The organism is Kitasatospora sp. NPDC059408, assembly GCF_042751525.1.
Taxonomy (GTDB): Bacteria; Actinomycetota; Actinomycetes; order Streptomycetales; family Streptomycetaceae; genus Kitasatospora.
The window spans coordinates 23,858-48,877 of sequence record NZ_JBHYWI010000038.1 but is presented as its reverse complement, the minus strand read 5'-3'; the positions used below and the strand labels follow the sequence as shown (position 1 = coordinate 48,877).

Here is a 25,020-nt window from a genome sequence, read left to right as displayed (position 1 = left end):
TGACGTTGTCGTTGGCGTCAGGGTCGGAGGGTGGGCGCATGAACACCGAAGAGGAAGCAGTGGAGCGGCGCGTCGTCCTCGTCACCGGGGCCGGAACGGGGATCGGACGGGAGACGGCGCGGGCGTTCGCCGCCCGGGGCGCGCGGGTGGTGGCGGTCGGACGGCGGCCGGAGCCGCTCGCCGGGACCGCCGCGACCCACCCCGGGCTGATCCGGCCGCTGGCCGCCGACATCACCGGCCCGGACGCGCCGGAGGCGATCGTCGCGGAGACGGTGGAGCGGTACGGTCGGCTGGACGTCCTGGTCAACAACGCCGGGATCGTGCGCGCCGGGCAGGCCGTCGGCGACCACGACAGGGCGGGCGTCGAGGCGCTGCTCGCCACCAACCTCGTCGCCCCCGTCCTGCTCGGGCGGGCCGCGGTGCCGGCGCTGGCGGCGAGCCGGGGCGTCGTGGTCAACGTCAGCACCGCCGTCGGGCAGCGCGGGTGGCCGTCCAACGCGGTGTACGCGGCGAGCAAGGCCGCACTGGAGACGGTGACCCGCAGCTGGGCGGTCGAACTGGCGCCGCGCGGCATCCGGGTCGTGGCGGTGGCGCCCGGGGCGATCGACACGCCGATCGGCGAGCACGCGGCGTTCGGCCCCGAGCAGCGCGCCGCCGTCCGCGCGTGGCAGATCGCGCACACCCCGCTGGGCCGGATCGGCCGACCGGCGGAGGTGGCCTGGGCGATCGTTCAACTGGCCGAGCCGCAGGCGTCGTTCGTCACCGGAGTAGTGTTGTCGGTCGACGGGGGCGCGCTCGTGGGATGACGCGCGACGGGCGGAGCCATCGGGGGCGGTGCGTGGTGCGGATCGGGGAACTGGCCGAGCTGACCGGCACGACGGCCCGCGCGCTGCGGCACTACGAACAGGCCGGGCTGCTCACCGCCGGGCGCACGCCGAACGGCTACCGCGAGTACGGGGAGGCCGACGCCGTCCGGGTGCGCAACATCCGCGCACTGCTCGGCGCGGGGCTCACCCTGGACGACCTCCGGCCCCTCCTGGGCTGCCTGGACGGCGACGTCATGGCACAGCCGCCGTCCGCGCGGGTCCTCGGGATCGCCCGCGACCGGCTGGCCGTCCTGGAACGGCGGATCGCCGCCCAGACCGAGGCCAGGGACCGGCTGCTCGCCGCGTTGGAGGCGGCGGGGAACGCGGTGGCGGGCAAGGCGGTCGCGGGGAACGCGGTGGCGGGGAACACGGTGGCGGGCAAGGCGGTCGCGGGGAACACGGTGGCGGGCAACGCAGTCACGGGGAACACGGCCGTCGGCGCCACGGCCGTCAGCACCACGGCCGCAGGGTCGCGTTCGGACGGGTGACACCCCCGATCGGGGGTGTGCAGGGAGCGGTCCGGAGAGGACAGTGGGCGCATGCAGATTCCACTCTCCGTGATGGACTTCCTCGACCGGGCCGAGCTCGTCTACGGCGACCGGGTCGGGATCGTCGACGAACCCGTGCAGCCGGCCGCCCCCTGGGGCGAGCTCGACTACCGCCGGATCGCCGAGCTGGCCCGGGCCCAGGCCGCCGGGCTGGACCGGCTCGGCGTCGGGCCGGGCGAGCGGGTCGCGATCGTGTCGCACAACTCCGCCCGGCTGCTCACCTCCTTCTTCGGGGTGAGCGGGTACGGCCGGGTACTGGTGCCGGTGAACTTCCGGCTCAAGGCCGAGGAGGTGGCGTACATCGTCGAGCAGAGCGGCGCCTCCGTCCTGCTCGTCGACCCCGAACTCGCCGACGCGCTGCACGGGGTGGTGGCCAAGCACAAGTTCGTGATCGGGGCCGACAGCGACGCCGTCCTCTACGACTTCGACAACTCCCCCCGCCGGTACGCGATCTCCGAGAACGACACCGCCACCATCAACTACACCAGCGGAACCACCGCCCGCCCCAAGGGCGTTCAGCTCACCCACCGCAACATCTGGCTCAACGCGACGACCATGGGCCTGCACTACGGCGCGAGCGACCGCGACGTCTACCTCCACACCCTGCCGATGTTCCACGCCAACGGCTGGGGGCTGCCGTTCGCCCTCACCGGCCTGGGCGCGCAGCACATCGTGCTCCGCAAGGTCGACGGCGCCGAGATCCTGCGCCGCATCGACCGGCACGGCGTGACCTTCCTGTGCGGCGCGCCCGCGGTCGTCCAGATGGTGCTGGACGCGGCGGCCGACTGGGACGGCCCGGTGCCAGGACGCGACCGGGTGCGGATGATCGTGGCCGGCGCCCCGCCGCCCACCTCCGTCGTCCAGCGCGTCGAGGCCGAACTGGGCTGGGAGTTCATGCAGCTCTACGGCCTGACCGAGACCTCCCCGGTGGTCACCGTCAACCGCACCCGCGCCGAGTGGGACGCCCTGCCCGCCGCCGAACGGGCGGAGAAGCTCGTGCAGGCCGGCGCCCCCTCCCTCGGCACCCAGCTGCGGGTCGACCCGTCCGGCGAGGTGCTCGTCCGCTCCAACACCGTCCTGGACGGCTACTGGCAGCAGCCCGAGGCGACCGCCGAGGCCCTGCGGGACGAGTGGTTCCACACCGGCGACGGCGGCTTCCTCACCGACGGCTACCTCACCATCTCCGACCGCAAGAAGGACGTCATCATCAGCGGCGGGGAGAACGTCTCCTCGATCGAGGTGGAGGACTGCCTCTACGCCCACCCGGCGGTGGCCGAGGCCGCGGTGATCGGCGTGCCGGACGAGAAGTGGGGCGAGACCGTCAAGGCGCTGGTGGTGCTCCGGGAAGGGCACGGCGGCGTCACCGCGGCCGAGCTGATCGCGCACTGCAAGCAGCGGCTGGCCGGCTACAAGTCGCCCACCTCCGTGGAGTTCCGGGACGAACTGCCGCGCACCGCCACCGGGAAGCTGCAGAAGTTCCGGCTGCGCGAGCCGTACTGGAGCGGGCAGGACCGGCAGGTCAACTGAGCAGGCAGGCCGACCGAGCGGGCAGGCTGGTCGACCGAGCGGGCAGGCCGACCGGGTCGGCGGGGTCGCGGGCGGTCCGGGTCAGCCGAGCAGTCCCGACTCCCTGGCCGCCACGGCGAGTTCGGTCCGGTTGCGGACGCCGAGCTTGTGCATGGCGGACTTCAGGTAGCCCGTCACGGTGTTGCAGGTCAGCCCCAGCCGGGCGGCGATCTCCGGGTTCGTCCGGCCGGTCGCCGCCCAGCGCAGCACCTCGTGCTCGCGCGGGGTCAGGGGTCGTGCGGGGGCGGCAGCCCGGTCCTTCCCGGCGGGGCCGGGCTCCGCGCGGCTCCAGGCGGCGGCGCCGGCGAGCGCCCGGGTGGCGGTCGCCGCCAGCTCGCCGACGGCCGCGATCCTGACGTCCCCGAACGGCACGACGGCGCGCAGCGAGGCGTACACCACGCCGTGCACGGTGCCGCCGTGCAGCAGGGGCACCGTGAGCATCGCGTACAGGCCCTCGGCGCTGACGGCCGCGTCGTGGTGGTGCGAAATGGTGGTGGCGGCCCGGTAGTCGGGCACCCAGCTGGGAGCCCGCTCGGCGAGCGCGCGCCCGCCCAGTCCGGTGCCGGCCGGGACGGGACGGTCGTGCAGCAGGTCCGCCCGGGTACCGGCCCAGTGCCGCAGCACCAATCCGTCCTCGCCCGCCCGGTGCCCCGGCAGCGCCACCGGCAACGGCTCCGGCACGCCCACCAGGCCGACGTCGGCACCGCACTCCGCCACCACCCGGCGGGCGAGGTCGCCTAGCACGGCGTCCCTGACCAACTCGGCGGCGCGCGCCCCGAGCCCGGGGTCGTCCGGGGGCGCGGCGGTGAGGGTCTCCACGGCCCCTGTCATCGCGAGACTGCCCTTCGCATCGCGTGCATCGCGAGATTGTCACACGCGGCACGGGCGCTGGCGAGGGTTCCGGTGTGCGGGTCCGGCAGCGTTGATTCGGCGGAGTGGCGGGCGTGGTGGCCGCCCCCGGCGTAGGGTGCGGCCGTGACCGTGGATTACCGGCGGGTAATGCGCCGGGACCGGAGGAAGGGGAACCGATGACGGATCCGAACGCCCCGCAGGATGCCTCGAAGGACGTCCCACAGGACGTCCCGCAGAACGCCCCACAGGACGGCCCGCAGGACGGCCCGCAGGACGTCCTGCGCGGCCTGCTCGCCGACCTCGGCGCCGAGAGCGCCGTCCTGGACGCGCTGGTGGCCGACCTCCCCGCGGCCGGCTGGGCCCGCCCCACACCCGCCGAGGGCTGGACGGTCGCGCACCAGATCGCCCACCTCGCCTGGACCGACGACTGGACGGTCCGCGCCGCCCGCGACGGCGAGGCCTTCACCGCGGCCGCCGGCGCCGCCTTCGGCGACCTCCTCGCGGCCGGCCGCGACCCGGTCGACGAGGGCGCGGTCGCGGGCGCCGCCGAGGAGCCCGCCGCCCTGCTCGCCCGCTGGCGCACCGGACGCGACGCGGTGCACACCGCGCTCGCCGCCACCCCGGCCGACGTCAAGCTGCCCTGGTTCGGCCCGCCGATGAAGCCCGCCTCGATGGCCACCGCCCGCCTGATGGAGACCTGGGCGCACGGCCAGGACGTCGCCGACGCCCTCGGGGTGACCCGCGAGCCCTCGGCCCGCCTGCGGCACATCGCCCACCTGGGCCTGCGCACGCTCGGCTTCGCCTTCACCCTGCACGGCCGCCCCGCCCCGCAGAGCCCGGTCCGCCTCGAACTGACCGCCCCCGACGGCACGTCGTGGACCTTCGGCCCGGCCGACGCCACCGACGTGGTGCGCGGCCCGGCACTGGACTTCTGCCTCCTGGTCACCCAGCGCCGCCACCACGACGACCTCGCCCTCACCGCCACCGGCCCGACCGCCACCGCCTGGCTCCCCATCGCCCAGGTCTTCGCCGGCCCACCCGGCAAGGGACGGCAGCCCGGCACCGGAGCCTGAACGGCCCCGGGCGGGTCTGTGCCTAGACTGCGACTTGCCGAATGCACATACCCGGAGGCGGCACCATGAGCTTCTACGAGCGGCACCGCGACTTCGTCAAGGTGGTGCTGCGCACGGCCCCTGACGGTGTCCGGGTCGAATGGTCCGGCGACATGCTGGTCATGCAGGCAGCCTCTTCCAGCGTTCACCAGTTGAACCTCGGACTCGTCCAGCGCCAGTTCGAGCACCATGCCCCGGACGACTACGTGCCCGGCGGCTACACCACGCTGACCACCCCCGACATGACGAAGGGACGCAGCCCTGATCTGACCTACCTTCCGATCGCCTCCCTGGCCCGGCCGGGCAACAGCACCCCCGCCGAGGAAGCGCTCGTCGCGGTCGAGGTGGTCTCGCCGTCCAACCCCGGGAACGACTGGGTGGACAAGCTCCGCGACTACGCGGTGATGGGCATTCCGCTCTACCTGATCGTCGACCCGCGGGAGGGCACGGTCACGCTGTTCTCCGAACCGAACCACGACCGCTACCACGCGCGGCACGACCGGAAGTTCGGGGACAGCATGCGCATCCCCGAGCCGTTCGACTTCGACCTGGACCTGAGCGGGCTCGTGCGCTACCCCGACTGAGTGGCCCGAGGACTCTGCGGCTTCAGAGGCCGATCCGCAGTGGTGTGAGCCGGGTGGCGATCAGGTTGGTGGCGCCGCGGTCGCGTTCGATGTGGCCGTGGACGAGGAGGCCGGCCCGGTCGAGGGCGGTGCGGCGCTGGGACTCCCAGACCGGGCGGTTGCAGATCACGTTGATCAGACCGGTCTCGTCCTCCAGGCTGAGGAACAGCACCCCGCCGGCCGTCGGCGGCCGCTGCCGGTGGGTGACCAGGCCGCCGACCACCACCGCCGTCCCCGGTGGGACGTCCGGGAGTTGGGCCGCGGAGAGCGCTCCGCCGCGCTCCAGGTGGGCACGCAGGTGCTGGAGCGGGTGGCTGGTGGCGGAGGTGCCGGTGGCCCACAGGTCCGCGATGGTCTCCTCGACCGGGCTCAGGCCGGGCAGCTCCGGCGCCTCCGTGCCGGGGGTGGTGCCGGGCAGCAGATCGGCCGAGATTCCGGCGAACGCGCCCGCCGACCACAGAGCTTGACGTCTCGTCAACCCGAAGCAGTCAAACGCACCGGCCGTCGCCAGCGCCTCCAACACGGGCGCGGTCAGGCCCGTCCGGCGAGCGAAGTCCTCCAGGCCGGCGTACGGCTGCCCGGCCACGATCGCCTCGGCCTGCGGGGAACCGATGCCGCGAACCGTCTCCAGCCCGAGCCGGATCGCCGGCTGCGGACGGCCCGCCGTCAGCGGCGGCGCCGGCGTCGGCCCCCGGTACGGCTCCAGGCCGGGCCGCGCCCCGCTCGCGTTGACGTCCACCCCGCGCACCCGCACCCCGTGCCGCCGCGCGTCCGAGACCAGGCTGAGCGGCGAGTAGAAGCCCATCGGCTGGTTGGCCAGCAGGGCGCAGGCGAAGGCCGCCGGGAAGTGGTACTTGAGCCAGGCGCTCGCGTACACCAGGTAGGCGAAGCTGATCGCGTGGCTCTCCGGGAAGCCGTAGTTGGAGAACGCCTCGATCTTGCCGTAGACGTCCTCGGCCACCTCGGGCGGGATGCCGCGCTCCGCCATGCCGGTCAGCAGCCGCTCGCGCAGCCGGGCGACCCGCTCGTGCGACCGCTTGGCCCCCATCGCCTGCCGCAGCAGGTCCGCCTCCGCGGGCGTGAACCCGGCGCAGTCGATGGCGAGTTGCATCATCTGCTCCTGGAACAGCGGCACCCCGAGCGTCTTCCCGAGCGCGTTCTCCATCAACGGGTGCGGGCAGCCCGCCGGTTCGGCCCCGGCCCGCCGGCGCAGGTACGGGTGGACGGAACCGCCCTGGATCGGGCCGGGGCGGATCAGCGCCACCTCGACCACCAGGTCGTAGAAGTGGTCCGGCTTGAGCCGGGGCAGCGTCGCCATCTGCGCCCGCGACTCGACCTGGAACACCCCGACGGTGTCGGCCCGCCGCAGCATCGCGTACACGCCCTTGTCGTCGTCCGGGATGGACGCCAAGTCGTAGCGCAGGCCGTGGTGTTCGGCGATGAGGTCGCACGCGTCGTGCAGCGCGGCGAGCATGCCGAGCCCGAGCAGGTCGATCTTCACCAGTCCGGCCCCGGCCGTCGACTCCTTGTCCCACTGCAGGACCGAACGCCCGGGCATCCGGGCCCACTCGGTCGGGCAGATCTGGCCGATCGGCTCCTTCGTGAGCACCATGCCGCCCGAGTGGATGCCCAAGTGGCGCGGCAGTCCGTGGAGTTGCTCGGCCAGCGACAGCACGTCGGCCGGGATGACGGCGTCCGCGCCGGGCGCCGAGCGGAAGTCGGTCTGCCGGCTGAACGCGTCCACCTGCCCCTGCGGGTAGCCGAGCACCCGGGCCGCGTCGCGGATCGCCAGGCGGGGCCGGTAGGTGATCACATTGGCCACCTGGGCGGCGTGCTCGCGCCCGTAGCGGCGGTAGACGTACTGGATGACCTCCTCGCGGCGGCGGTTCTCGATGTCCAGGTCGATGTCGGGCGGCCCGTCCCGGGCGGTGGACAGGAAGCGCTCGAACAGCAGCTTGTAGTGGATCGGGTCGACGGCGGTGATCCCGAGGGCGAAGCAGACCGCCGAGTTGGCCGCCGACCCCCGGCCCTGGCACCAGATGTCCTCGCGGCGGCAGAAGTCCACGATGTCGTGCACGATCAGGAAGTAGCCGGCCAGGTCGAGGTCCTCGATGACGTCCAGCTCCTTGGCGAGCTGGCGCCGGGCGGCGGCGTTGCCCGCTCCGAATCGGGCCGGGCCGCCGGCCGCGACCAGGGCGCGCAAGTGGCCGATCTCGCTCCCGCCCCCGGGGACGGGGTAGCCGGGCAGCTCCGGATCCAGCTTCGCGAAGTCGAAGGCGCAGCTCCGGCCGAGCTCGGCGGTCGCCCGCTGCACCCCGGGGAAACGCGCCAGGCGGGCCGCCATCTCCCGCCCCGAGCGCAGGTGCGCGGTGCCGGACGCCTGCGTCCAGCCGGCCGCGTCCTGCAGCGTGCGGCGCTCGTGCAGCGCGGCCAGGCTCTGCGCGAGGCGGCCCTGGGCCGGGCCGGCGTGATGCGCGTTCGTGGACGCGACGACGGGCAGGCGCAGCCGGGCCGCGAGCGCGGCGAGGGCGTCGTTGCGCCGGTCGTCGCCGGGCAGGCGCTGGTCGATCAGCTCGACGTGGACGTTCTCGCGGCCGAACAGCTCGGTGAGGGTGTGGAGTTGGCGTGCCGGGCTACCGGGGGCGGGCGGAGGCGCGAACGGGGTGGCGGGCGGGGGCGCGAGCGTAGGCGTGAACGGGGTGGTGGGCGGATTCGCCGACGGAGTGGCGGACAGGGCGGCGGGCACCCGGCCGAGGCGGCAGCCGGTGAGCACCGCCCAGTGGCCGTCGTGCGCCCCGGCCAGCGCCTCCACGTCGTACGCCGGCCGGCCCTTCGCGCCACCGGCCATCTGTGCGGCGGCGATCGCAGCGGAGAGGCGGCGGTAGCCCGCGGGGTCGCGGGCGAGGATGAGCAAGTGCTCGGTGCGGCCCTCGTCGTGACGGATCGTCAATTCCGCTCCGAAAGCGGTGGCCAGCCCCGTCCCCCGGGCGGCCTCGGCGAGCCGGACGGCACCGTACAGCCCGTCGTGGTCGGTGAGCGCCAGCGTCTCCACGCCCAGCCGCAGCGCCTCGGCGACCAGATCCTCCGGGTCGCTCGCGCCGTCGAGGAAGCTGAAGGCGGAGTGCACGTGCAACTCGGCCCAGGGCTCGCTCGGGCGGGGGGCGGGACGGGGAACGTCTCCGCCGCGTCCCTCTCCGTTCCGGGCCTCCTCCCCGTTCCGGGCCTCCTCTCCGTTCCGGGCCTCTCTGCCTCGGGCCTCCCCGTCTCGGGCCTCCCCCTCCCGGGTGGGGCGGTGCAGCGGGACGACCTTGTCCGACGCTTCGCCGGTCATGCGGCGGCGCAGCTCGCTCCAGGGGACGGTGGGGTGGCTGGTGAAGCCCATCGGGGATCGCCTTCGTTCTCGTGCTCTCGCTCCCCCTCGGGTCGGTTCGGTGGCCGCTAGTCGTAGCCAGCCTCCAGGTACCACCCACCCCCCTCCACGGTCAGCAGCAGCGCCCGGCCGCCCACCACCACCTGGAACCGCGCCCGACGGCGGGCCAGCGACTGATCCCACCAGTACTCGACCGCCGGCCACGGCCCGGTCCAGCCGTCCACCCGCTCCTCCCGCCCCCGCACCACGACCACGGCCGGCCGGCCCGACACCCCCGCCCGGCCGTCCACCGCCACCGGCCGCCCGTCCTCGTCCAGCACCCGCACCGGCACCGGCTCCCGCAGCACCACGGCCGGCCACACGTCCAGCAACCGCCCGGGCCACGGGGCACCGGCCGGCGCCGCCGCCTCGTACGGCTCGCCCCACGGCACCCTGACCGCCTGCTCCGCCGGACCACGCCCGCCCCCCGGCTCGATCCGCCGCAGCCCGGCATGCCCGAGCACCGCCTGCACCCGCGCCACCGCCCGCTCCACCCGGTCGTCCGCGACCGCCTGACCCCACAGCGCCAACTGCCGCCCCTCGTCGGGCGACAGGCCGTCGGGGGCCAGGCGGAGGAGGACGAAGCCGGTGTCGGTGTCGGGGGCGGGGGGTCGGGTGGTCGCGTCGGCGGTGCCGTCGGGGCGGATGGGGTCGGCCGACCTGCGGGCGGGGCCGACGGACCCGCGGGTGGGGCCGACGGACCCGCGGGTGGGGCCGACGGACCGGACTGGGCCGGCGTCGGGGCGGGCATGGCCGGCGTCGGGGCCGCCCGGCCGAGGTCCGGAGCTGCCGCCGAAGCGAGCGCCGCCGGCGGCCGGAGCGTCAGCGGGACCGCCGGGCCTGGTTCCGGGGCCGAAGGTGCCATCGGGTCGGGCCCGAACGGCGGTGTGGCCGTCGGGTCCGGCCGCGCCGCTGTCCCGTCGAGTGTGGTCGGTGCCGGAGGTGCCATCGGGCCAGGTCCGGTCGGCGGTGTGGCCGGGTGCGGAGGTGAAGGCGCCGGCGCTCTGCCAGGCCTGGAGCTGCCAGCGGACCCGCTCGGCCAGTGCCGTCGCCGACAACCGGCCCTCGTGCCGCCAGAGTCGCGACGCCGTCCGGCCGTCCGCGCACTCCACCTCGACGGCCACCCGCTGGCAGGTCAGTCCCGCCGCGGCCAGTCGCCGGTGCAGTTGCTCGGCCAGCGTGCGGGCGACGAACACCAGTGGTTCGGCCAGTGTCTCCGGCGGGTCGAAGCGCTGCTCGACGGCCAGGTCGGGCCCCTCTCCGCGCGGCACCAGCGGGCGCGGGTGGAGACCCCGGGCCAGTCGGTGCGCGGCCGTCCCGGTGGGGCCGAACCGGTCCGCGACGGCCTCCGGCGGCAGCGCGGCGAACGCCCCGACGGTGGGCAGCCCGAGCCGCCCCAGCAGCTCCGCCAGGTCCTCGTCGCCGAGCGCGCTCACCGGGTACGGCGCGAGGAACTCCGCCGTCCGGCCGGCCGGCACCAGCACCCCGGCCCTGGCCGCCAGCACGGCGGCGAACAGGCCGTCCGCCACGCCGACCTGGGCGTGGGGGGCGGTGGCCGTCGCGGGTTCCGCGTCCCGGCGCACGGGTTCTGCGTCCCCACCGGGGACGGCGTCCGGGACCGGCTCCTCGGCCAGCGCCGCCGCGACCGCCGTCCGGACCTTCGACGCCAGCGCCTCCTCGCCGCCGAAGTAGCGGCCCGGCCCCTTCACCGGGATGGCGCACAGGCCCGGACGGATCACCTCCACCCGGGGCGTGAACCCCGCCACCGCCGCGACCACCGGCTCGAACCGCCGTGTCTCCGCCTCCGGATCCCGGTCACGCAGCTCCAGCGCCGGGCAGAGCCGCTGCGCCAGCTTGAGCCGCTGCCCCTGCCGCACCCCGGCCGCCCGGGCTCCCGCCGAGCACGCGAGGATCCGCCCGCCCTCGGTCACCGCCACCGGGTCGTCGCCCGTGACGGCCACCACCGGCCAGTCCGGGCACCACACCACCAGCACGCGCGGCGTGCCTCCGCCCGCCATCTCACACCACCGCCACGCGCTCGGCGGCCTCGCCGATCTCGCCGATCTCGCCGATCTCGGCCGACTGCGCGACCTGCGCGACCTGCGCAACCTTGGCAACCCGCGCGGCCTGAAGGGCAGCAACGGGCTCGGCGGGACGGCGGCGCCCGCGCGGGTGCACCTCCCCGAGCGGATGCACCGCCCCGGCGGCGCCGGACGCGCCAGGCAGGCGGCGCACACGTCCGAACGGCTCCGTCTCGACGACCGCTCCGGCCACCTCCCCCAGCGGGTGCACCCCATCGGAGGCGTCGGCCGCGCCGCTTTCGAACGCGTCCGTCTCCCCTGCGCCCCCCGCGGGCTCGCCGACCGGGCGGGCCGCGCCGTGCTCGTCCGGGAGCCAGAGGCGGGCGGTGCGGCCGGGGGCGGCCGAGCCGCGGCCCTCGGCCACCACCTCCACCTGCCGCCCGGCGAGCTGCCCGTACCCGTCCCCCAGTCCGAACCAGCGCCCGGAGCGCACGCCCAGCCGCAGGGCGGCCCCCGGCCACGGTCCGGCCACCAGCAGCACGCAGCCGCTGCGCCGCAGGACCGCCGCCAGCCGGGTGGCCAAGCGGGGCGGGACGGGGCCGTCCGGGCGGAGCATCACCAGTTCGACGGCGCCGGCCAGCACCGACACCACCTCGGCCCAGTGCGGCCCGGGGTCGTCCGCGACCAGCAGTCGCCGCAGGTCCAACCCGTACCCCTCGGCGGCGGCGAGCCCCAGGTCGGGCAGGCCGACGGCCGCCGCCCAGCCGCCTCCGGCGTCCTTCGCCCCGGCGGCGAGCGCCAGGAGCAGCCCGGTGTCCCCGCCCGCGACGGACACGGCGGTGCCCCGGCGCAGCCCGCCTTCCGGCAGCAGCTCCCGCAGGGCGGGCACCACCGGCAGCAGTCCCCGTTCGGCGGCCGTGGCCTCCGTCGGCGCAGCCGTCGGCACCACCGGTCGGAGCGTGGGCCGCCCTCCGGTGGATTCGAAAGCGGGTTCGATAACGAGCACACCCCCAGGATCGAACATTCGTTCGCAAAGATTCAAGTCCGAATAGGCCACCCCATCCGTCACGCTCCGTATTGCCGGGGGCATGACAAGCAATCCCGAAAGGCGAGGTGAGAGCCGTGCGCACGGCCTCCGCGCCCTGCAAGCCTCAGATCGGGAGCCCGACGATCCCCCACCCACGCCGCTCGGCCTCGCCGACCACTTCCCCCCACCCGGACAGCAGCCCCGCGAAGTCGTCGAAGCCCTCGATCCTGCCGCCGGGGGAGGCCGCGAGGCGGTCGTACGGCTCCCGCACCCTCGGCAGGACCGGGACGATCTCCCGCCAGCGGCGGCTGAGGCGCGCCGTTTCAGCCGGGCCCCACGCGATCAGCGGCCCGGACCGCAGGACCGGGTCGTCGGGCGGGAAGACGCCGGCCTCCACCTGTTCGGTGTCGGTCTCGATCTCGGGACCCCACCAGATCAGCGCCCCGAGGAAGTCGTCCAGCAGCGCCCGCGGCTCGCGTCCCACGCCGCGCCGGGCATGGTCCCAGCCGTCCGCGGCGCAGAAGTGCGACTTGACCGAGCCGCTGATGCCGTCGAACTCGAACCGTCCCAGCCACGACGGGCCCGGCTCGAACCACACCCAGCCGGCGTGGACGACGCGGTCGTCGTCATCCGGGTACGCCGCGTCCTGGAGTGCGTCCGCCCGGTCGTCCGGCGCGATGCCCATGAGGTGGCCCCAGTCGACGACCAGGACCGTGATGTCAACACCCATGCGGCGAGGCTAGGGCACGCCAACGGGCCGCCAGACGAACACCTCGGTGGCCGGCTGACGGACCGAGAAGCGGCCCGCCGCGGAGGCGCGGGCCAGGAGCCGGCGCAGGTCGGCCTCGAACGCCGCCCGCCCGGGGCCGAACAGGTGCGGCGCCGAGAAGGACATCGAGAACACCCCGGCCACCACGTCGTCCACCGTCCGCTCCAGCACCAGCCCGCCGGGGACGACCACGCGCTCCGGGCCCGCGAAGCCCGCCCGGGCGAGGACGGCGGACTCGTTGCCGGGAGTGCCGGCGGCCAGGAGGCCCCGGCCCGCGCGCCGGACCGGGCCCAGGTAGCGGCGGACGAGCTCGCCGATCGCCGCGTCGGGGACGGGCGGGTGCGGGAGGCCTTCGGCGGGGCGGGGGTCTTCCTTCGGGTTCGGCCCGTCGCCCGGCTTCAGGTCCGGCTTCAGGTCCGGCTTCAGGTCCGAGACGTGCACGAGCGCTCCGCCGGGACGCAGCATGCCGCGGACGGTCGCCGCCACCAGGTCGCGGTCCATCCAGTGGAAGGACTGGCCGAACGTCGCCACCGTGAACGTTCCCAGCCCGGCGGGAAGTTGCTCCGCCCGGATTCGCAACCAGGTGCTGCGGCCGGCCACTTCGGCCGCCTTCGCCGCCCGACGGGCCGCGGCGATCATCCCGGCGTCCGGATCCACCCCGACGACCTCCTCGAACCGGTGCGCCAGCAGCAGCGCCAGCGTCCCCGGCCCGCAGCCCACGTCGAGCAGCCGCCCCCGGCCGTCCAGCCGCAGCACCCCGGCCAGCGCGTCCGCCAGGCCGGGCGCGTAGGGCAGCCTGCCGCGCTCGTAGTACGCGGCCGTGCCCGCGAACAGCGTCTCGTCCCACGTCCAGCCGTCGATCATGGCCGCCGCCTTCCAGGGTTCGCCCGCCTCGGATCCGCGGATGTGACGCTACGCCACATCCGTCCGGCGAAACCCGGTGGACAGCCCCGGGGCCGTCCACAGACTGGTCCCATGACCGCCACCGACCCCAAGGCCGATCTCCGCGTCTACCTCCAGGACGCCCGCGACGTCCTGCTCTGGAAGCTCGACGGCCTCTCCGAGTACGACCTCCGCCGCCCGCTCACCCCGACCGGCACCAACCTGCTCGGCCTCGTCAAGCACCTCACCGGCGCCGAGGCGCTCTACTTCGGCGACACCTTCGGCCGCCCCTTCCCCGAACCCGCCCCGCTCTGGATCACCGGCGCCGCCGAACCGAACGCCGACCTCTGGGCCAGGGCCGACGAGACCACGGAGGACGTCGTCGGGCGCTACCGCCGGGCCTGCGCGCACGCGAACGAGACGATCGAGGCGCTGCCCCTCGACGCGGTCGGCCAGGTGCCGTTCGGCGCACGGTCGAAGCAGACGCTCCACCGGGTCCTGGTGCACATGGTCTCCGAGACCCACCGGCACGCCGGCCACGCCGACCTCGTCCGCGAACTCGTCGACGGCGCCACCGGCCAGCGCCCCGACGGCGCCAACACGGCTCCGGGCGACGCCCCTTGGTGGGCCGCCCACCACGCCCGCGTGGAGCGCGCCGCACGGGACGCCGCCGGGCTCAGCTGACCTCGGCGTCCGCGGCGAGCCTGAGACCGGCGGCGGCGTGGCGCCGGGCCGTGGTCACCCGCAGCAGTCGGCTGCCGAGCAGGCTGTACATGGCCAGATGGTTCTCGTCGATGCCGTCGTCGGCGCCAGTGCCGGTGCCGATGCTGGTGCCGGTGTCGGCGCTCGTGTCGGTGTCGGCGTCGTCGGTCATGTGGCGCTCCATCAGTGGGCATGGGTGCGGATGTGCCCCCGCAGGCCCCTCACCCTGATCGGGTACGAGACGGCCCGCAACGGGATTTGATGGGCCATGGCCTACATCCGCCGAGCACCGGCTACACGTACCGGCGCGCCGTCGCGACGAAGGCGTCGATCGACTCCCGGCTGCCGTCCCGCCGGGCGGTGACGTCCTGCCGGTCCACCGCCCGGTCGATCCTGCCGATCCGCTCGAAGGCCTCCCCGGCAACGGCCAGGAGCTCGGGCTCGTCAACGAGCAACTGGAGCTGGAACAGGGCCCGCTGCGCCCCGGAGCGCGTCTCGAACGACCGCTTGCGCAACTCGACCTCGTCCTCGGCGTCACGCCCCTCGTGCACGCAGAACCAGTGGTGCAGTGCGGCCTGCCGGTACTCCACGAGCAGTCCGGCGTACGAGCCGAAGGTCTCCAGCCGCTCCTGCCGCCCGCGCTCCAGACGGGTGTTGTGCTCCGTGCGGAGTGCGGCGCGCCGCTGGAAGACGTGCGTCACCGTCGACCCCAGGAGCGTGCCGAGCACCGCGATGATGCTCGTGACCATGGCATTCATGCCGCACATGCAACCAGACGCCCCAAGGGCACTGACCACGGAGGTGGACGGGGTTCACGGCACCTCGCTTGCGGGCAAGCCACCCCCCGGCCGTATCCCCAACCTCACGGGACAGAACACCTAGGCTTCCCGGCATGATGATGCAGGGCGTGGAACTGGCCGCCCGCTGCGACGGGTGCGGGGGCACGGCTACGCGGTGGGTGCGGCAGTTCGTCCAGGAGCGGGGGCCTAGGCAGGGGCGAGGCCCGGGCTGGGAGCTGTGGTGGGACTCCGAAGGGTCCTGCCGGGACTGCGGCGCCGCCTGGTGCGAGCACGCGGGGCCGGAGCCGGCGCCGGAGGCCGTCCGGGAGGCGCTGCTGACCGCGCACGGGCCGTTCCGGCTGCGGCCGGCCGGGGCTTCGGTCGATGCGGTGGCGGCGCTGCGGGTGTTCCGGACCTTTCGGGCTTCCCCGGTGCTCCCGGAGGGCGACGGGGCCGTCCCGCTCGGTCGGGCGCGTGAACTGCTCGGCGAGTTCCGTGATTTCGGCCTGGTCGGGACGGAGGCCGAGATGACCGTTCTGGGTCTGCTGCTGCGGGATCACGGCGTTCCGGCCGAGGTGTCGACCGGCCCGGGGCGGGCGTACCGGTACGTAGGGCCGCCGGAGTTGTGGGGTGGTGGCGGACCGGGTGGGCAGCTGGTACGGACGGAGCCCGAGTTCGCCGACTGGGTGGGCGAACGGACCGCCGCGGAGCTCGCGGAACCGTTCACCTTCGTCGTCGACCTCGCCGGCTTCCTGCGCCTCGCCCCGCGCCGCAGTGAGCACGTGGTCTGCGCGGGCGGCGAGTTGGTGCTGAGCGCCGGGGAGGTCCGTTTCGAGCGGGGTGACGACGCGGACTTCCACGGCTGGACGGCCGAGGAGGTCAGCAACCAGTCCACCGGGTACTGTCCGGACGTCGTGTCCTGGTCTGCCGTCGCCGCGGCGCTGGAGCGGATCGGCGTGCGCCGCCCGGGCGGCTTCACGCACGGGATCGTGTTCCGGCGCTGCCCGGGCTGCCGGGGCGTCAACGTCGTCCGCGAGGGCTCCTTCGTGTGCGTGTTCTGCGACGGCGACCTACCGGTCCGGTGGAACGTGGACGACGGATCACGGGTGTAGTGCGGGCCCGGTGCGGGGGTGTCGGCGGCGGCCGTTAGGGTCGGGGTGGTCAGTCGGGGTGGTCGGGGGTCGTACGGGGAGGGTGGTGGGCTCGTGGGGTACGGGCTGGTGATGGCCGGGGAGCTTCCGGCCGGGGTGGTGCACACGGGGAGCCGGGAGTTCCTGGAGCGGGAGGGCCTGCCGCGGACGGGGGCGTTCCTGGACTTCGGGCGCTTCGGGGACGGGCCGCTGGAGTCGGTGGAGCTGTCGGCGTCTGCGGAACCGTCCGCCTTGGCGGAGGCCGCCGGGGCCCCGGCCGCTGGAGCCCAGGCGGCCGGGCCGCTGTTCGTGCTGGGCGAGACGGAGTACTGCGCACCGTTCGCACGCGCCGGGAACACGGTGCTGCTGGACGGCGTCACCGGCGAGGTGTTCCTCGCGAAGCCGTCGGGCGAGCACCTGGACCGCGACCTCCTGGCCTCCGACCTGCCCGCGCTGGCCGCGATGGTGCGGGAGGTCGAGTCGGTGGCGGAGACCGCCCGCCGGCCCGAGGCGCTGGACGGGCGGCGCGGTCCGGCCGTCGTGGCCGAGGTGATGGCGGCGGCGGACCGCCGGCTGCGGGAGCTCGACCCCGGGCTGTTCGGCCGCTCGGACGTCCCGCCCGCGCACTGGGGCACGACGCTGCTGGTGCGGGCCCTGGGCTGGGGCGCGCTGCCGGGCGGCCCGGACGGGCCCGCGTACGAGATCGGCGCGGACCTGGTCGCGGAGATCGCGACGCTGACGGACGAGGGCCTGGTCCACCGCTACCGTCCCGAGGAACTGCCACCCGGCCTCGTGCACGAGCCGACACGCCGGCTGCTGACCGGGATCGGCCTGCCGCTGGGCGGGGCGATGTTCGGGGTGTCCGAGGAACCGCTGGTCACCATGGGCGAGGCGTACCCGGAGTACTTCGACGGCGAGGAGGAGCGCCCCTACCAGCGCGACTTCGTCGCCCTCGGGCACTGGCCGACGGACCTCGTGATCGCGCTGGACGGCGCGACCGGCCTGCTGGAGCTGCCCGACTGGTACGACGACGGCGAGCCCGAGGCCTACCTCAACCGCGACCTCTCCGCCCTGCTCTACTCGCTGTGGACGTACGAGCGCATGCGCGCCGAGTGGGAGCGCTGGGACTACGGCCTGGGCCGCGACACCTGGGCGGTGTTCGACCCGCAGTCGCTGCTGAGCACCGCCGTCGACGGCGTGGTCGAGGCCCTCGACCCGGAGGCGTTCGCGCCCGGGCGGTCGTGGCGGCTGCTCGCCGAGGACGCGCACATGGGCGGCCTGCTGGGGTGAACCCGGGCCTTGGGCGGCTGCTGGGGTGAACCCGGGCCTGGGGGCCGCCGTCACGGGATTCGTGGCCGCCCTGCGGGAGCGGCCCCGCGGCGGTGCGGACACGAAGGGTGGCCGCCCCGCCGCACGTCCTGCTCCGCGCCCTGCCACACGCTGCGCCGCACAATCCGAGGCACACCCTGCGGCGAACCGGTCGTGCCTGCTCGCAGGCCGGTACGCTGCCTCGGTGACGAACATCCGTACGGCGACCGCGCGAAGACGGGCGGTCCTGCTCGGCGTCGGCGCGGCGCTGTCGCTCGTCGGCGCGGGCGTCGTGTACGGGGTGCTGTACGCACGGTCACTGGACTTCGCGGAGCGCTGCGAGCAAGGCCTGGTGACCGGCAGCGGACAGCTGCTGGAGACGGGCGCCTCGTGGCTCCCGCCCGACGCATGGTGCCGGTTCGAGGACGGGAGTGTGTCCACCACGCCGTTCTGGGCACTGCTGCTCTTCTACGCACTGCTGACGACGGCGGTGTGGGCCCTGACCGCCCTGGCGCGGGTCCGCCGTCCGCACCCGCTGCCCGGGGCTGAGTGGCAGGTGGGGCACGGGCGGGGCTGGTAGACGCCGACGGAGCTGGTAGGCGCGGACGGATTCCTCCTTCAGACGTTTGGGAGAACGTTTTTGACATCTCGCCAGCTGCGCCGGTGGTGCGGCTCGGCAGGCGGTCCCCACACTCGTGCGGACGGCGGACCGCTCGAAGCGGCGCCCTGAAACGACGCCCTGAAACGACACCGCCGCCACGAAGCAGCGTCGCCGACTTGAAGTTGCCGCAACGGCAGCTCCTACCGTCGTGACCAGGGCCGGAGGAACCGGCCCGGGAACGGCGAACGTGCGGGAACACAACCTGGAGGAGGCGGCCATGGCCTGGCCGATCGCGGAGGTCGCCCGGATGTCGGGCGTCACCGCCCGGACCCTGCGGCACTACGACGAGATCGGGCTGCTGCCCCCGGCGTGGATCGGCTCCAACGGTCACCGCTACTACGAGGAGCGGCAGTTGCTGCAACTGCAGCAGATCCTCGTGCTGCGGGCGCTGGGCGTCGGGCTGACCGAGATCGCCCGGATCCTCGGCGAGCAGGTGGACGAACTGGAGGCCCTGCGCGGCCACCACCACCGGTTGGTCGCCGAGCGGGACCGGCTGGACGGCCTGGCCACCACCGTCTCCCGCACGATCGCCGAACTGGAACGATCCAGGAAGGACGGCACACCCATGACCAGCATCAACCGCCCGGAGAACCTGTTCGAGGGCATCCAGCCCACGGACGTCGCGGCGAGCCTCCGCGACTTCCCCGAGCACGCGGAGGCCGCCTTGCGGGCGACCGCCACGATGACCCCGGCCGAGGTCGAGGCCGGCCAGCGCGAACGGACCGCGCAGATGATCCGGCTCGCCGAGTTCATGACGGACGGCCTCCCGGCCGACGCCGAACCCGTGCAGACCAAGATCGACACGGAGTACCGGGCCCTCATCGCGCTCCGACCGGTCCCCGTCGAGGAGTACCTCGCGATCGCCCGGTCCTGCGTGGAGCACGAGCAGTGGCACGCCGTCTACGAGGCCGTCGCCCCGGGCCTGGCCGCCTACCAGCGGGCCGCCATGGAGGCCTACGCGGCGGCGCGGCTCTCCTGAGCCGGTCCTGCGGGTAACAGCCGGTCGGGGCAGCCGGTGGAAGGCCACGGCCGTCGGACGCTGCCCGGGCCGGGCTGCCGCTCCGGCCGCCCCGAGCAGCGACCTCCCGGCCCGGCGGCGGCCTCACTCGGTGCGCAGCGCCGTGACCGTCCGGGTGCGGGCCGCCCAGGTCGCGGGCAGGAGGGCGCCGATCAGCGCCAGCACCAGGCCGCCGAGTATCAGCGGCCCCACCACCGAGGGGGCGAACACGGCCAGGTCCGCCTCCGGCACCCCGACCCCGGCGGCGCTCGCCGTGGCCGGCATCACCCAGTGGTGCACCAGGATCCCGATCGGCACTCCGACCAGCCCGGCCACCAGCCCGCTCCCGCAGACGGAGGTGAGCACCATGCCGACCGTCTGTCGGGGCGACATCCCGAGTGCCTTGAACACCCCGAGGTCGTGCACCCGCTCGCGGGTGTCCAGCAGCACCGTGTTGAGAACGCCGAGGCCGGCCACCGCGATCAGCAGCAGGGTCAGTGTCCCGGCCAGGGTGTTCATCGCGAGGACGACGAGGTTGAGGTGCGTCCCACCGGGCTCGGCGCCGAGCCCCAGTGGCCGGACGGCGGCGTCGAGCCCGTCCGCGTACGCCTTGGCATCGGTGCCGGCGGTGAGGTCGATGTGGTAGGCGATCGCTTCGGCGTGGACGGGCGAGCCCAGCGCGGTCGGCGCGGCCCGGTCGACGAAGACCAGGTCGTTGGTGGCCAGCACCTCACCGGTGATCCGCACCGGGGTGGAGCGCCCCTGGTCGGTGAGGGTGATGGCGTCGCCCACCTTCGCCTGGTTGGCCCGGAGGTAGCCGGAGCCGACCACCGCCTCGCCGGGGCCGTTGAACCAGCGGCCCGAGACCATCTGGTAGCCGCTCCAGGAGGCGTCGCCGGAGAAGGCCACCACTTCGGAGCGGGCGGTGTTCCCGGCCACCGCGACCGAGGTCGGAACGGTGCTGTACCAGGCCCGGGTGCCGGGGCGGGCGTCGATCGCCCCGGCCACGGCCGCCTCGTCCACGTGGTCGGGGACCTTCACGGAGCCGTCGATCGGGGCCTCCACCACGACCTTGCCCGCGTGCTCGGCCGTCAGGCCCTCCTGGAAGCCGGTGAGCGAGAGCGTGAGGCCGACGCAGAGCGTGACCCCTGCGGTGCCGAGCACCACGGCGGCGGCGGTGGTCGCCGAGCGGCCAGGTCGGTTGAACGGACTCGCCAGCCCGAGGCTCAGGGCACGCGGCAGCGGCAGTCGGCCGATCAGCCGCTGGACCGCGGCCACCGGGCCCGAGCCCGCCGCACCGCCGCCGCGGGCCGTGGCCCGCTTGGCGCCCGGCGCCGTGCGGCCGACCGCGAGCGCCTCGACCGTGCGCAGCCGGCCGGCGCGCAGGGCGGGCACCAGTGCGGTGGCCACCACGGCGGCCAGGGCGACGGCCGGCACCGCGAGGTCCACCCAGAGCGGTATGCCGAGCAGGCCGCCGTGCAGGGCCTTGTGGGCCAGCCCGAGGACGGGGACGGAGAGCACGTTCCCGCCGAGCACGCCGAGCGCGGTGCCGATCCCGGCGGGGATCAGCGCCTGGCCGACGTAGGCGCGAACCACTTGGGCCGGGGTGAAGCCGAGCGACTTGAGGATGCCGATCCGCCGGGTCGCCGCGCTGACGGCGCCACTGACCACCACCCCGATGATCAGCACCGACATGGCCAGGCCGATCACCCCGAAGGCCGTCACGAACGGGACGAAGGTCGCCGCCGTCCGGTTGGCCTCCGCCTGGGCCGGTCGGTAGGAGGTGGCCGTGGTGAGCGCGCCGGGCGGCGCCGCGGCGACGAGCGCGGCGTGGTCCGCATCGACCTCGGCGTCGGTGGCGGCGTGGGCGAAGCGGTAGAGGTACTGCTGGGCGGGCACCGTACCGGGCGCGGTCAGCGCGGGGACCTGCCCGGGGGCGACCCAGCCGTCCGCGCTCCAGGAGACGGAGGAGGCGATGCCGACGACCTTGAGGGTCGGTCGGCCTGGCAGATCGGGGAAGGCCATGCTGTCGCCGACGGCCAACGGCGAGTGGCCGTCCAGGAACACCACCTCACCGGGGCCCGCGACCCACCGGCCCATCAGCATGTGCAGGTCGTCCATCGGGCCGCCCTGCTCCCGGCCGACCAGCGTCAGTGGCGGGAGCGGGCTCCCGGGCGGCGGAATCCGGGTGTCCGGCCCGGACCGCGCCTGCACGGTGACCGCCGGGTAGGGGCCGGCCGAGGCCGTCACACCGGGGACGTGCTCGGTCGCCGCGAGCTGCGCGGGAGTCGCCTTGGCCGGGTCGTACAGCACGTTCAGGTGTGCGCCGCGCTGGTCGGCGAAGGAGCGCTGGTAGGGCCCCTGCGCAGCGACCAGCAGCCCCGTCGCGAGGATGCACGCCGTCACGGACATCATCGTGGTGAGGACCATGACGAGCGTCTGCACCCGCTTGCGCCCGACCCCGGCCCGAACCACCTTGCTCAGCGCGCTCATGCGCCCACGTCCCTTCCGTCGGCAGGGGCGATCGCCCACCCGCGCCGTCCCGTTCTCCGTTCTCCTCCGGCGCACGGTCGGGGGTGACCCCACCGCCGGCTCACCGCACACCTCCGGTGACGGGCGCCGCCGCGGTGTCCCGGACGAGTCGGCCGTCGAGCAGTTCGATCGTCCGGCTCGCGCAGGCGTCGGCGAGCGCGGTGTCGTGGGTGACCAACAGGATCGTCTGGCCCTCCGCGTTGAGTTCGGTGAGCAGGCTCCGGACGTCGGCGGCCGAGGCCGAGTCGAGCGCCCCCGTCGGCTCGTCGGCCAGCAGCAGCGGCGGACGGTTCATCAACGCCCGGGCCACCGCGACGCGCTGGCGCTCGCCGCCGGAGAGCCGGCCGGGGAAGGCGGTGGCGTGCCGGGCCACCCCGAGCCGCTCCAGCAGCTCACCGGCCCGGGCCCGGGCCTTCTCCCGCCGCATCCCGGCCAGTTGGGCCGGGAGCAGCACGTTGTCCTCGACGTTCAGGTCGTCCAGGAGGTTGAAGAACTGGAAGACCATGCCGATCCGCGTCCGTCGGTACTCGGCCAGCGCGGCCTCGCCGAGCTCGTGCACGGCGACGCCGTCCACCACCACGCCGCCCTCGCTGGGCCGGTCGAGCCCGGCGATCAGGTTGAGCAGCGTCGACTTGCCGCTGCCGGAGCGGCCGAGCACGGCCAGCGCCTCGCCGGCCCCCACCGCGAGGTCGAGCCCGGCCAGCGCGGCACGGGCGGCGTCGGATCGGTCGTACGTCTTGCCGACGCCGCGGATCTGGATGATCGGCGTGCTCACGGGCCCTCCACTGCTCGGGGTCCGGCACCGGAAGGCCGGTGCCGACTGACGGAACACGACGCTACGAACCGGGGCCCGGGTCCGGACAGCTGTCTAGGCGGCGTCTCTGAGGTGTATTCAGATACACCTGGTTTTCGGGGTTCAGACCTAGAGCGCCGCAGGTGGACGGCGCTGCAGACTGGCTGCCGACCGATCGACCGGGGGGCTTGCGGGCCGCCGTACGGAGAGGAGGCGCGGGATGAGGACCGATGCCGGGACGAACACGAACGTGGTGACGCGGGCCACCGCGCGGGCAGAGGGCGCCGTCGTGGCCGGCGTACGGGCGCTCTACGCGGTCACGCTGGGCGTGACCGGGCTGGTCTCGCTGGCGGCCGGGCCGGTCCTGCTGGCCGCCGCACTGCTCGGCCCCGACGACTCGGGCGGGCGCTCGCCGGGCGGGCCGCTGATCCTGCTCGTGCCGCTCGGGCCGGTGGCCCTCTGGGCCCTCTGCTGGGCCACCGGGGGCGGGGGCCGGGCGGTCGGGGCCGCCTTGGCCGCACCGGGCGCGCTCGCGGTGATGGCCACCCACCTGTACGGCGGCGCGGCGCCCGGCGGCCGCTCCGGCTCGCTCTGGCTGGCCCCGGCGATGCTCGTGTTCGGAGTGCTCGGCGCGCGCTGGGTCGCGGCGGAGACCAGGCGCGTCGTCGGGAAGTGGAGCGGCCGCCCGGTCCCGGTGCCGTACCGCCGCGCCGCCGGCACCGATCCGTGGCAGCGGCTGCTGTCCGGCGGCTGGCTGACCGACCCGGCGACCTGGCGGGACCTCGCCTGGACGGCCCTCAGCGGGCTCGCCTACCTGTTCACCGCCGCGTTCGTCGTCCTCGCCCCGGTCTCGCTGGAGGTCCTGGGGCGCAACGGCCCCCTGGTCCACCTGGGAGTCGTCTACATGATGGGGCTCTGGGTCGCTCCGGTGGCCGCCCTCTGGGCCGCCCCTCCTGTCCTGCGGCTGCACGAGCGGGCCGCGCGCCTCCTGCTCGGGCCCTCCCGACGGGCCGAACTGGCCCGCCAGGTCCGCCATCTGACCCGGACGAGGGCGGACACCATCGACGCCGGCGCCGCCGAGCTGCGCCGCATCGAGCGGGACCTGCACGACGGGGCCCAGGCCCGGCTGGTGGCGCTCGGCATGCTGCTGACCGTCGCCGACCAGCTGGTGGAGGACCCGGTGGCGCTGCGCCCCCTGCTGGCCGAGGCCCGGCTCTCCTCGGTCAAGGCGCTCGGCGAGCTGCGGGACCTGGTCCGCGGCATCCACCCACCGGTGCTCGCGGACCGTGGCCTGGCCGACGCCGTCCAGGCCACGGCACTGGACCTGCCCCTGCCGGTCACCTTCGCCGGCGCACTGACCGGCCGTCCCCCGGCGCCGGTCGAGTCCGCCGCCTACTTCGCGGTCAGCGAGCTGCTGGCCAACGTGGTGAAACACGCGGGCGCCTCACACGTGTGGATCGAGATAGGGCACAGTGACGGGTTGCTGCGGATATCGGTGACCGACGACGGGCGCGGCGGCGCCGACCCGTCCCGGGGCACCGGCCTCAGCGGTACCGAACGCCGACTGGCCGCGTTCGACGGGGTGCTCGCGATCAGCAGCCCGCCGGGCGGTCCGACCATCGTGAACCTGGAGATCCCGTGCGCGTTGTCATCGCCGAAGACCTCTTCCTCCTCCGGGACGGGCTGACCCGGTTGTTGGAAGCCAACGGCATGAAGGTCACGGCGGCCGTGGAGACGGGTGAGGACCTGCTCGCCGCGGTGGCCGCCGACCGGCCGGACATCGCCGTGGTCGACGTACGGCTCCCGCCCGGCTTCACCGACGAGGGGCTGCGCGCCGCCCTGGCGGCCCGTCAGGCCCACCCGGGGCTGCCCGTGCTGGTGCTCTCCCAGTTCGTCGAGCAGCTGTACGCCCGCGAGCTGCTGGCGGGCGGCAGCACCGGGGGCATCGGCTACCTGCTCAAGGACCGGGTGATGGACGGCGCCCAGTTCATCGACGCGGTACGGCGGGTCGCCCAGGGCGGCACCGCGATGGATCCGGAGGTGATCACCCGACTGCTCACCCACAACTCCTCGGCCGGCCCGGTCGCAACCCTCAGCCCGCGCGAGCGGCAAGTGCTCGCGCTGATGGCCGAGGGCCGCTCCAACGCCGCGATCGCCCAGCAACTGGTGATCACCGAGCGCGCGGTCGCCAAGCACACGGCGTCGATCTTCGTCCGGCTCGACCTCCAGCCCTCGGACGACGACAACCGGCGGGTGCTGGCCGTCCTCGCCTTCCTCAACAACGGGGAGAAGAACTGAACGACCGAGAAACGAACCACCGAGAACCCGACTGCCGGCGACCCGGCTGCCGCCGATCCGACCCCCGGCGAGCCGACGACCAGATGTCCCACGACCGAGCACCGGGCGCCTGAGGACCGCCCGGACGAGAGAAGGGCTCCTTGAC

22 protein-coding genes are annotated in these 25,020 nt (G+C 74.8%); 12 read left to right on the top strand and 10 right to left on the bottom strand.

Annotated elements, in window-relative coordinates; all coding sequences use genetic code 11:
* Positions 1-38: 38 nt before the first annotated feature.
* From ACFXDE_RS24410 to ACFXDE_RS24400, 3 genes are read left to right on the top strand one after another with little or no spacing between them, the layout of a single operon-like run.
* A complete protein-coding gene (locus ACFXDE_RS24410) occupies positions 39-806 on the top strand; it encodes an SDR family NAD(P)-dependent oxidoreductase (protein ID WP_380496903.1) in 768 nt (255 codons plus the stop codon).
* A 32-nt stretch (positions 807-838) separates the two neighbouring features.
* Entirely contained in the window at positions 839-1,354 is a 516-nt protein-coding gene (locus ACFXDE_RS24405; RefSeq protein ID WP_380496902.1) for a MerR family transcriptional regulator, read from the top strand.
* A gap of 51 nt (positions 1,355-1,405) precedes the next feature.
* A complete protein-coding gene (locus ACFXDE_RS24400; protein WP_380496900.1) occupies positions 1,406-2,941 on the top strand; it encodes an AMP-binding protein in 1,536 nt (511 codons plus the stop codon).
* Between the two features lie 81 nt (positions 2,942-3,022).
* Here the strand turns inward: ACFXDE_RS24400 and ACFXDE_RS24395 are convergent, their stop codons facing one another.
* Positions 3,023-3,811 (bottom strand): LuxR C-terminal-related transcriptional regulator, encoded by a 789-nt coding sequence (locus ACFXDE_RS24395; protein ID WP_380496899.1) that lies wholly within the window; start codon positions 3,809-3,811, stop codon positions 3,023-3,025.
* Positions 3,812-4,008: 197 nt separating this feature from the next.
* Here ACFXDE_RS24395 and ACFXDE_RS24390 point away from each other — a divergent pair, with 197 nt between their 5' ends.
* Both ACFXDE_RS24390 and ACFXDE_RS24385 read left to right on the top strand, forming a co-directional pair.
* Entirely contained in the window at positions 4,009-4,905 is an 897-nt protein-coding gene (locus ACFXDE_RS24390) for a TIGR03084 family metal-binding protein (RefSeq protein ID WP_380496898.1), read from the top strand.
* 41 nt (positions 4,906-4,946) lie between these two features.
* Positions 4,947-5,528: a Uma2 family endonuclease gene (locus ACFXDE_RS24385; protein WP_380496896.1), complete on the top strand. Its 582-nt coding sequence runs from the start codon at positions 4,947-4,949 to the stop codon at positions 5,526-5,528.
* 22 nt (positions 5,529-5,550) lie between these two features.
* On the opposite strand, the gene ACFXDE_RS24380 is transcribed toward ACFXDE_RS24385, so the two are convergent.
* From ACFXDE_RS24380 to ACFXDE_RS24360, 5 genes are all read right to left on the bottom strand, one after another.
* A complete protein-coding gene (locus ACFXDE_RS24380; protein WP_380496895.1) occupies positions 5,551-8,694 on the bottom strand; it encodes an error-prone DNA polymerase in 3,144 nt (1,047 codons plus the stop codon).
* 311 nt (positions 8,695-9,005) lie between these two features.
* Complete coding sequence (locus ACFXDE_RS24375) at positions 9,006-10,994, bottom strand: hypothetical protein (protein WP_380496894.1); 1,989 nt, start codon at positions 10,992-10,994, stop codon at positions 9,006-9,008.
* A 1-nt stretch (position 10,995) separates the two neighbouring features.
* Complete coding sequence (locus ACFXDE_RS24370; protein WP_380496893.1) at positions 10,996-11,946, bottom strand: hypothetical protein; 951 nt, start codon at positions 11,944-11,946, stop codon at positions 10,996-10,998.
* 202 nt (positions 11,947-12,148) lie between these two features.
* Positions 12,149-12,754, bottom strand: a complete 606-nt coding sequence (locus ACFXDE_RS24365; RefSeq protein ID WP_380496892.1) for a hypothetical protein — start codon at positions 12,752-12,754, stop codon at positions 12,149-12,151.
* A gap of 9 nt (positions 12,755-12,763) precedes the next feature.
* Entirely contained in the window at positions 12,764-13,657 is an 894-nt protein-coding gene (locus tag ACFXDE_RS24360; RefSeq protein WP_380496891.1) for a class I SAM-dependent methyltransferase, read from the bottom strand.
* Positions 13,658-13,768: 111 nt separating this feature from the next.
* Here ACFXDE_RS24360 and ACFXDE_RS24355 point away from each other — a divergent pair, with 111 nt between their 5' ends.
* Positions 13,769-14,359, top strand: coding sequence for a DinB family protein (locus tag ACFXDE_RS24355; protein ID WP_380496890.1), 591 nt, complete (start codon positions 13,769-13,771; stop codon positions 14,357-14,359).
* Here ACFXDE_RS24355 and ACFXDE_RS24350 read toward each other — a convergent pair.
* Positions 14,352-14,549: a hypothetical protein gene (locus ACFXDE_RS24350; protein WP_380496889.1), complete on the bottom strand. Its 198-nt coding sequence runs from the start codon at positions 14,547-14,549 to the stop codon at positions 14,352-14,354. The two genes, ACFXDE_RS24355 and ACFXDE_RS24350, sit on opposite strands and share 8 nt — an antisense overlap.
* A gap of 121 nt (positions 14,550-14,670) precedes the next feature.
* On the bottom strand, positions 14,671-15,135 hold the full coding sequence (locus tag ACFXDE_RS24345; RefSeq protein ID WP_380496888.1) for a hypothetical protein: 465 nt from the start codon (positions 15,133-15,135) through the stop codon (positions 14,671-14,673).
* A gap of 134 nt (positions 15,136-15,269) precedes the next feature.
* Here ACFXDE_RS24345 and ACFXDE_RS24340 point away from each other — a divergent pair, with 134 nt between their 5' ends.
* The 4 genes from ACFXDE_RS24340 to ACFXDE_RS24325 all read left to right on the top strand — a co-directional run bounded on the left by ACFXDE_RS24340 (position 15,270) and on the right by ACFXDE_RS24325 (position 19,234).
* Positions 15,270-16,268, top strand: a complete 999-nt coding sequence (locus tag ACFXDE_RS24340) for a hypothetical protein (protein WP_380496887.1) — start codon at positions 15,270-15,272, stop codon at positions 16,266-16,268.
* Positions 16,269-16,361: 93 nt separating this feature from the next.
* Positions 16,362-17,576 (top strand): SUKH-4 family immunity protein, encoded by a 1,215-nt coding sequence (locus ACFXDE_RS24335; RefSeq protein ID WP_380496885.1) that lies wholly within the window; start codon positions 16,362-16,364, stop codon positions 17,574-17,576.
* A 223-nt stretch (positions 17,577-17,799) separates the two neighbouring features.
* Positions 17,800-18,174, top strand: a complete 375-nt coding sequence (locus ACFXDE_RS24330; RefSeq protein WP_380496884.1) for a hypothetical protein — start codon at positions 17,800-17,802, stop codon at positions 18,172-18,174.
* A gap of 298 nt (positions 18,175-18,472) precedes the next feature.
* Entirely contained in the window at positions 18,473-19,234 is a 762-nt protein-coding gene (locus ACFXDE_RS24325) for a MerR family transcriptional regulator (protein ID WP_380496945.1), read from the top strand.
* A 123-nt stretch (positions 19,235-19,357) separates the two neighbouring features.
* On the opposite strand, the gene ACFXDE_RS24320 is transcribed toward ACFXDE_RS24325, so the two are convergent.
* Both ACFXDE_RS24320 and ACFXDE_RS24315 read right to left on the bottom strand, forming a co-directional pair.
* Positions 19,358-21,745: an FtsX-like permease family protein gene (locus ACFXDE_RS24320; protein WP_380496883.1), complete on the bottom strand. Its 2,388-nt coding sequence runs from the start codon at positions 21,743-21,745 to the stop codon at positions 19,358-19,360.
* Between the two features lie 100 nt (positions 21,746-21,845).
* Entirely contained in the window at positions 21,846-22,559 is a 714-nt protein-coding gene (locus ACFXDE_RS24315; protein ID WP_380496881.1) for an ABC transporter ATP-binding protein, read from the bottom strand.
* A gap of 238 nt (positions 22,560-22,797) precedes the next feature.
* Here ACFXDE_RS24315 and ACFXDE_RS24310 point away from each other — a divergent pair, with 238 nt between their 5' ends.
* Positions 22,798-24,264, top strand: coding sequence for a histidine kinase (locus ACFXDE_RS24310; RefSeq protein WP_380496880.1), 1,467 nt, complete (start codon positions 22,798-22,800; stop codon positions 24,262-24,264).
* Positions 24,216-24,875: a response regulator transcription factor gene (locus ACFXDE_RS24305; protein ID WP_380437475.1), complete on the top strand. Its 660-nt coding sequence runs from the start codon at positions 24,216-24,218 to the stop codon at positions 24,873-24,875. The genes ACFXDE_RS24310 and ACFXDE_RS24305 overlap by 49 nt, the downstream gene beginning before the upstream one ends.
* The last annotated feature ends 145 nt before the right edge of the window (positions 24,876-25,020 follow it).

Bases quoted from the DNA above. Each gene is read 5' to 3' on its own strand.
- ACFXDE_RS24410 (WP_380496903.1), top strand. From the start codon at position 39: ATGAACACCGAAGAGGAAGCAGTGGAGCGGCGCGTCGTCCTCGTCACC.
- ACFXDE_RS24400 (WP_380496900.1), top strand. From the start codon at position 1,406: ATGCAGATTCCACTCTCCGTGATGGACTTCCTCGACCGGGCCGAGCTC.
- ACFXDE_RS24395 (WP_380496899.1), bottom strand. From the start codon at position 3,811: ATGACAGGGGCCGTGGAGACCCTCACCGCCGCGCCCCCGGACGACCCC.
- ACFXDE_RS24390 (WP_380496898.1), top strand. From the start codon at position 4,009: ATGACGGATCCGAACGCCCCGCAGGATGCCTCGAAGGACGTCCCACAG.
- ACFXDE_RS24385 (WP_380496896.1), top strand. From the start codon at position 4,947: ATGCACATACCCGGAGGCGGCACCATGAGCTTCTACGAGCGGCACCGC.
- ACFXDE_RS24375 (WP_380496894.1), bottom strand. From the start codon at position 10,994: ATGGCGGGCGGAGGCACGCCGCGCGTGCTGGTGGTGTGGTGCCCGGAC.
- ACFXDE_RS24365 (WP_380496892.1), bottom strand. From the start codon at position 12,754: ATGGGTGTTGACATCACGGTCCTGGTCGTCGACTGGGGCCACCTCATG.
- ACFXDE_RS24360 (WP_380496891.1), bottom strand. From the start codon at position 13,657: ATGATCGACGGCTGGACGTGGGACGAGACGCTGTTCGCGGGCACGGCC.
- ACFXDE_RS24355 (WP_380496890.1), top strand. From the start codon at position 13,769: ATGACCGCCACCGACCCCAAGGCCGATCTCCGCGTCTACCTCCAGGAC.
- ACFXDE_RS24350 (WP_380496889.1), bottom strand. From the start codon at position 14,549: ATGACCGACGACGCCGACACCGACACGAGCGCCGACACCGGCACCAGC.
- ACFXDE_RS24345 (WP_380496888.1), bottom strand. From the start codon at position 15,135: ATGAATGCCATGGTCACGAGCATCATCGCGGTGCTCGGCACGCTCCTG.
- ACFXDE_RS24340 (WP_380496887.1), top strand. From the start codon at position 15,270: ATGATGATGCAGGGCGTGGAACTGGCCGCCCGCTGCGACGGGTGCGGG.
- ACFXDE_RS24325 (WP_380496945.1), top strand. From the start codon at position 18,473: ATGGCCTGGCCGATCGCGGAGGTCGCCCGGATGTCGGGCGTCACCGCC.
- ACFXDE_RS24320 (WP_380496883.1), bottom strand. From the start codon at position 21,745: ATGAGCGCGCTGAGCAAGGTGGTTCGGGCCGGGGTCGGGCGCAAGCGG.
- ACFXDE_RS24310 (WP_380496880.1), top strand. From the start codon at position 22,798: ATGAGGACCGATGCCGGGACGAACACGAACGTGGTGACGCGGGCCACC.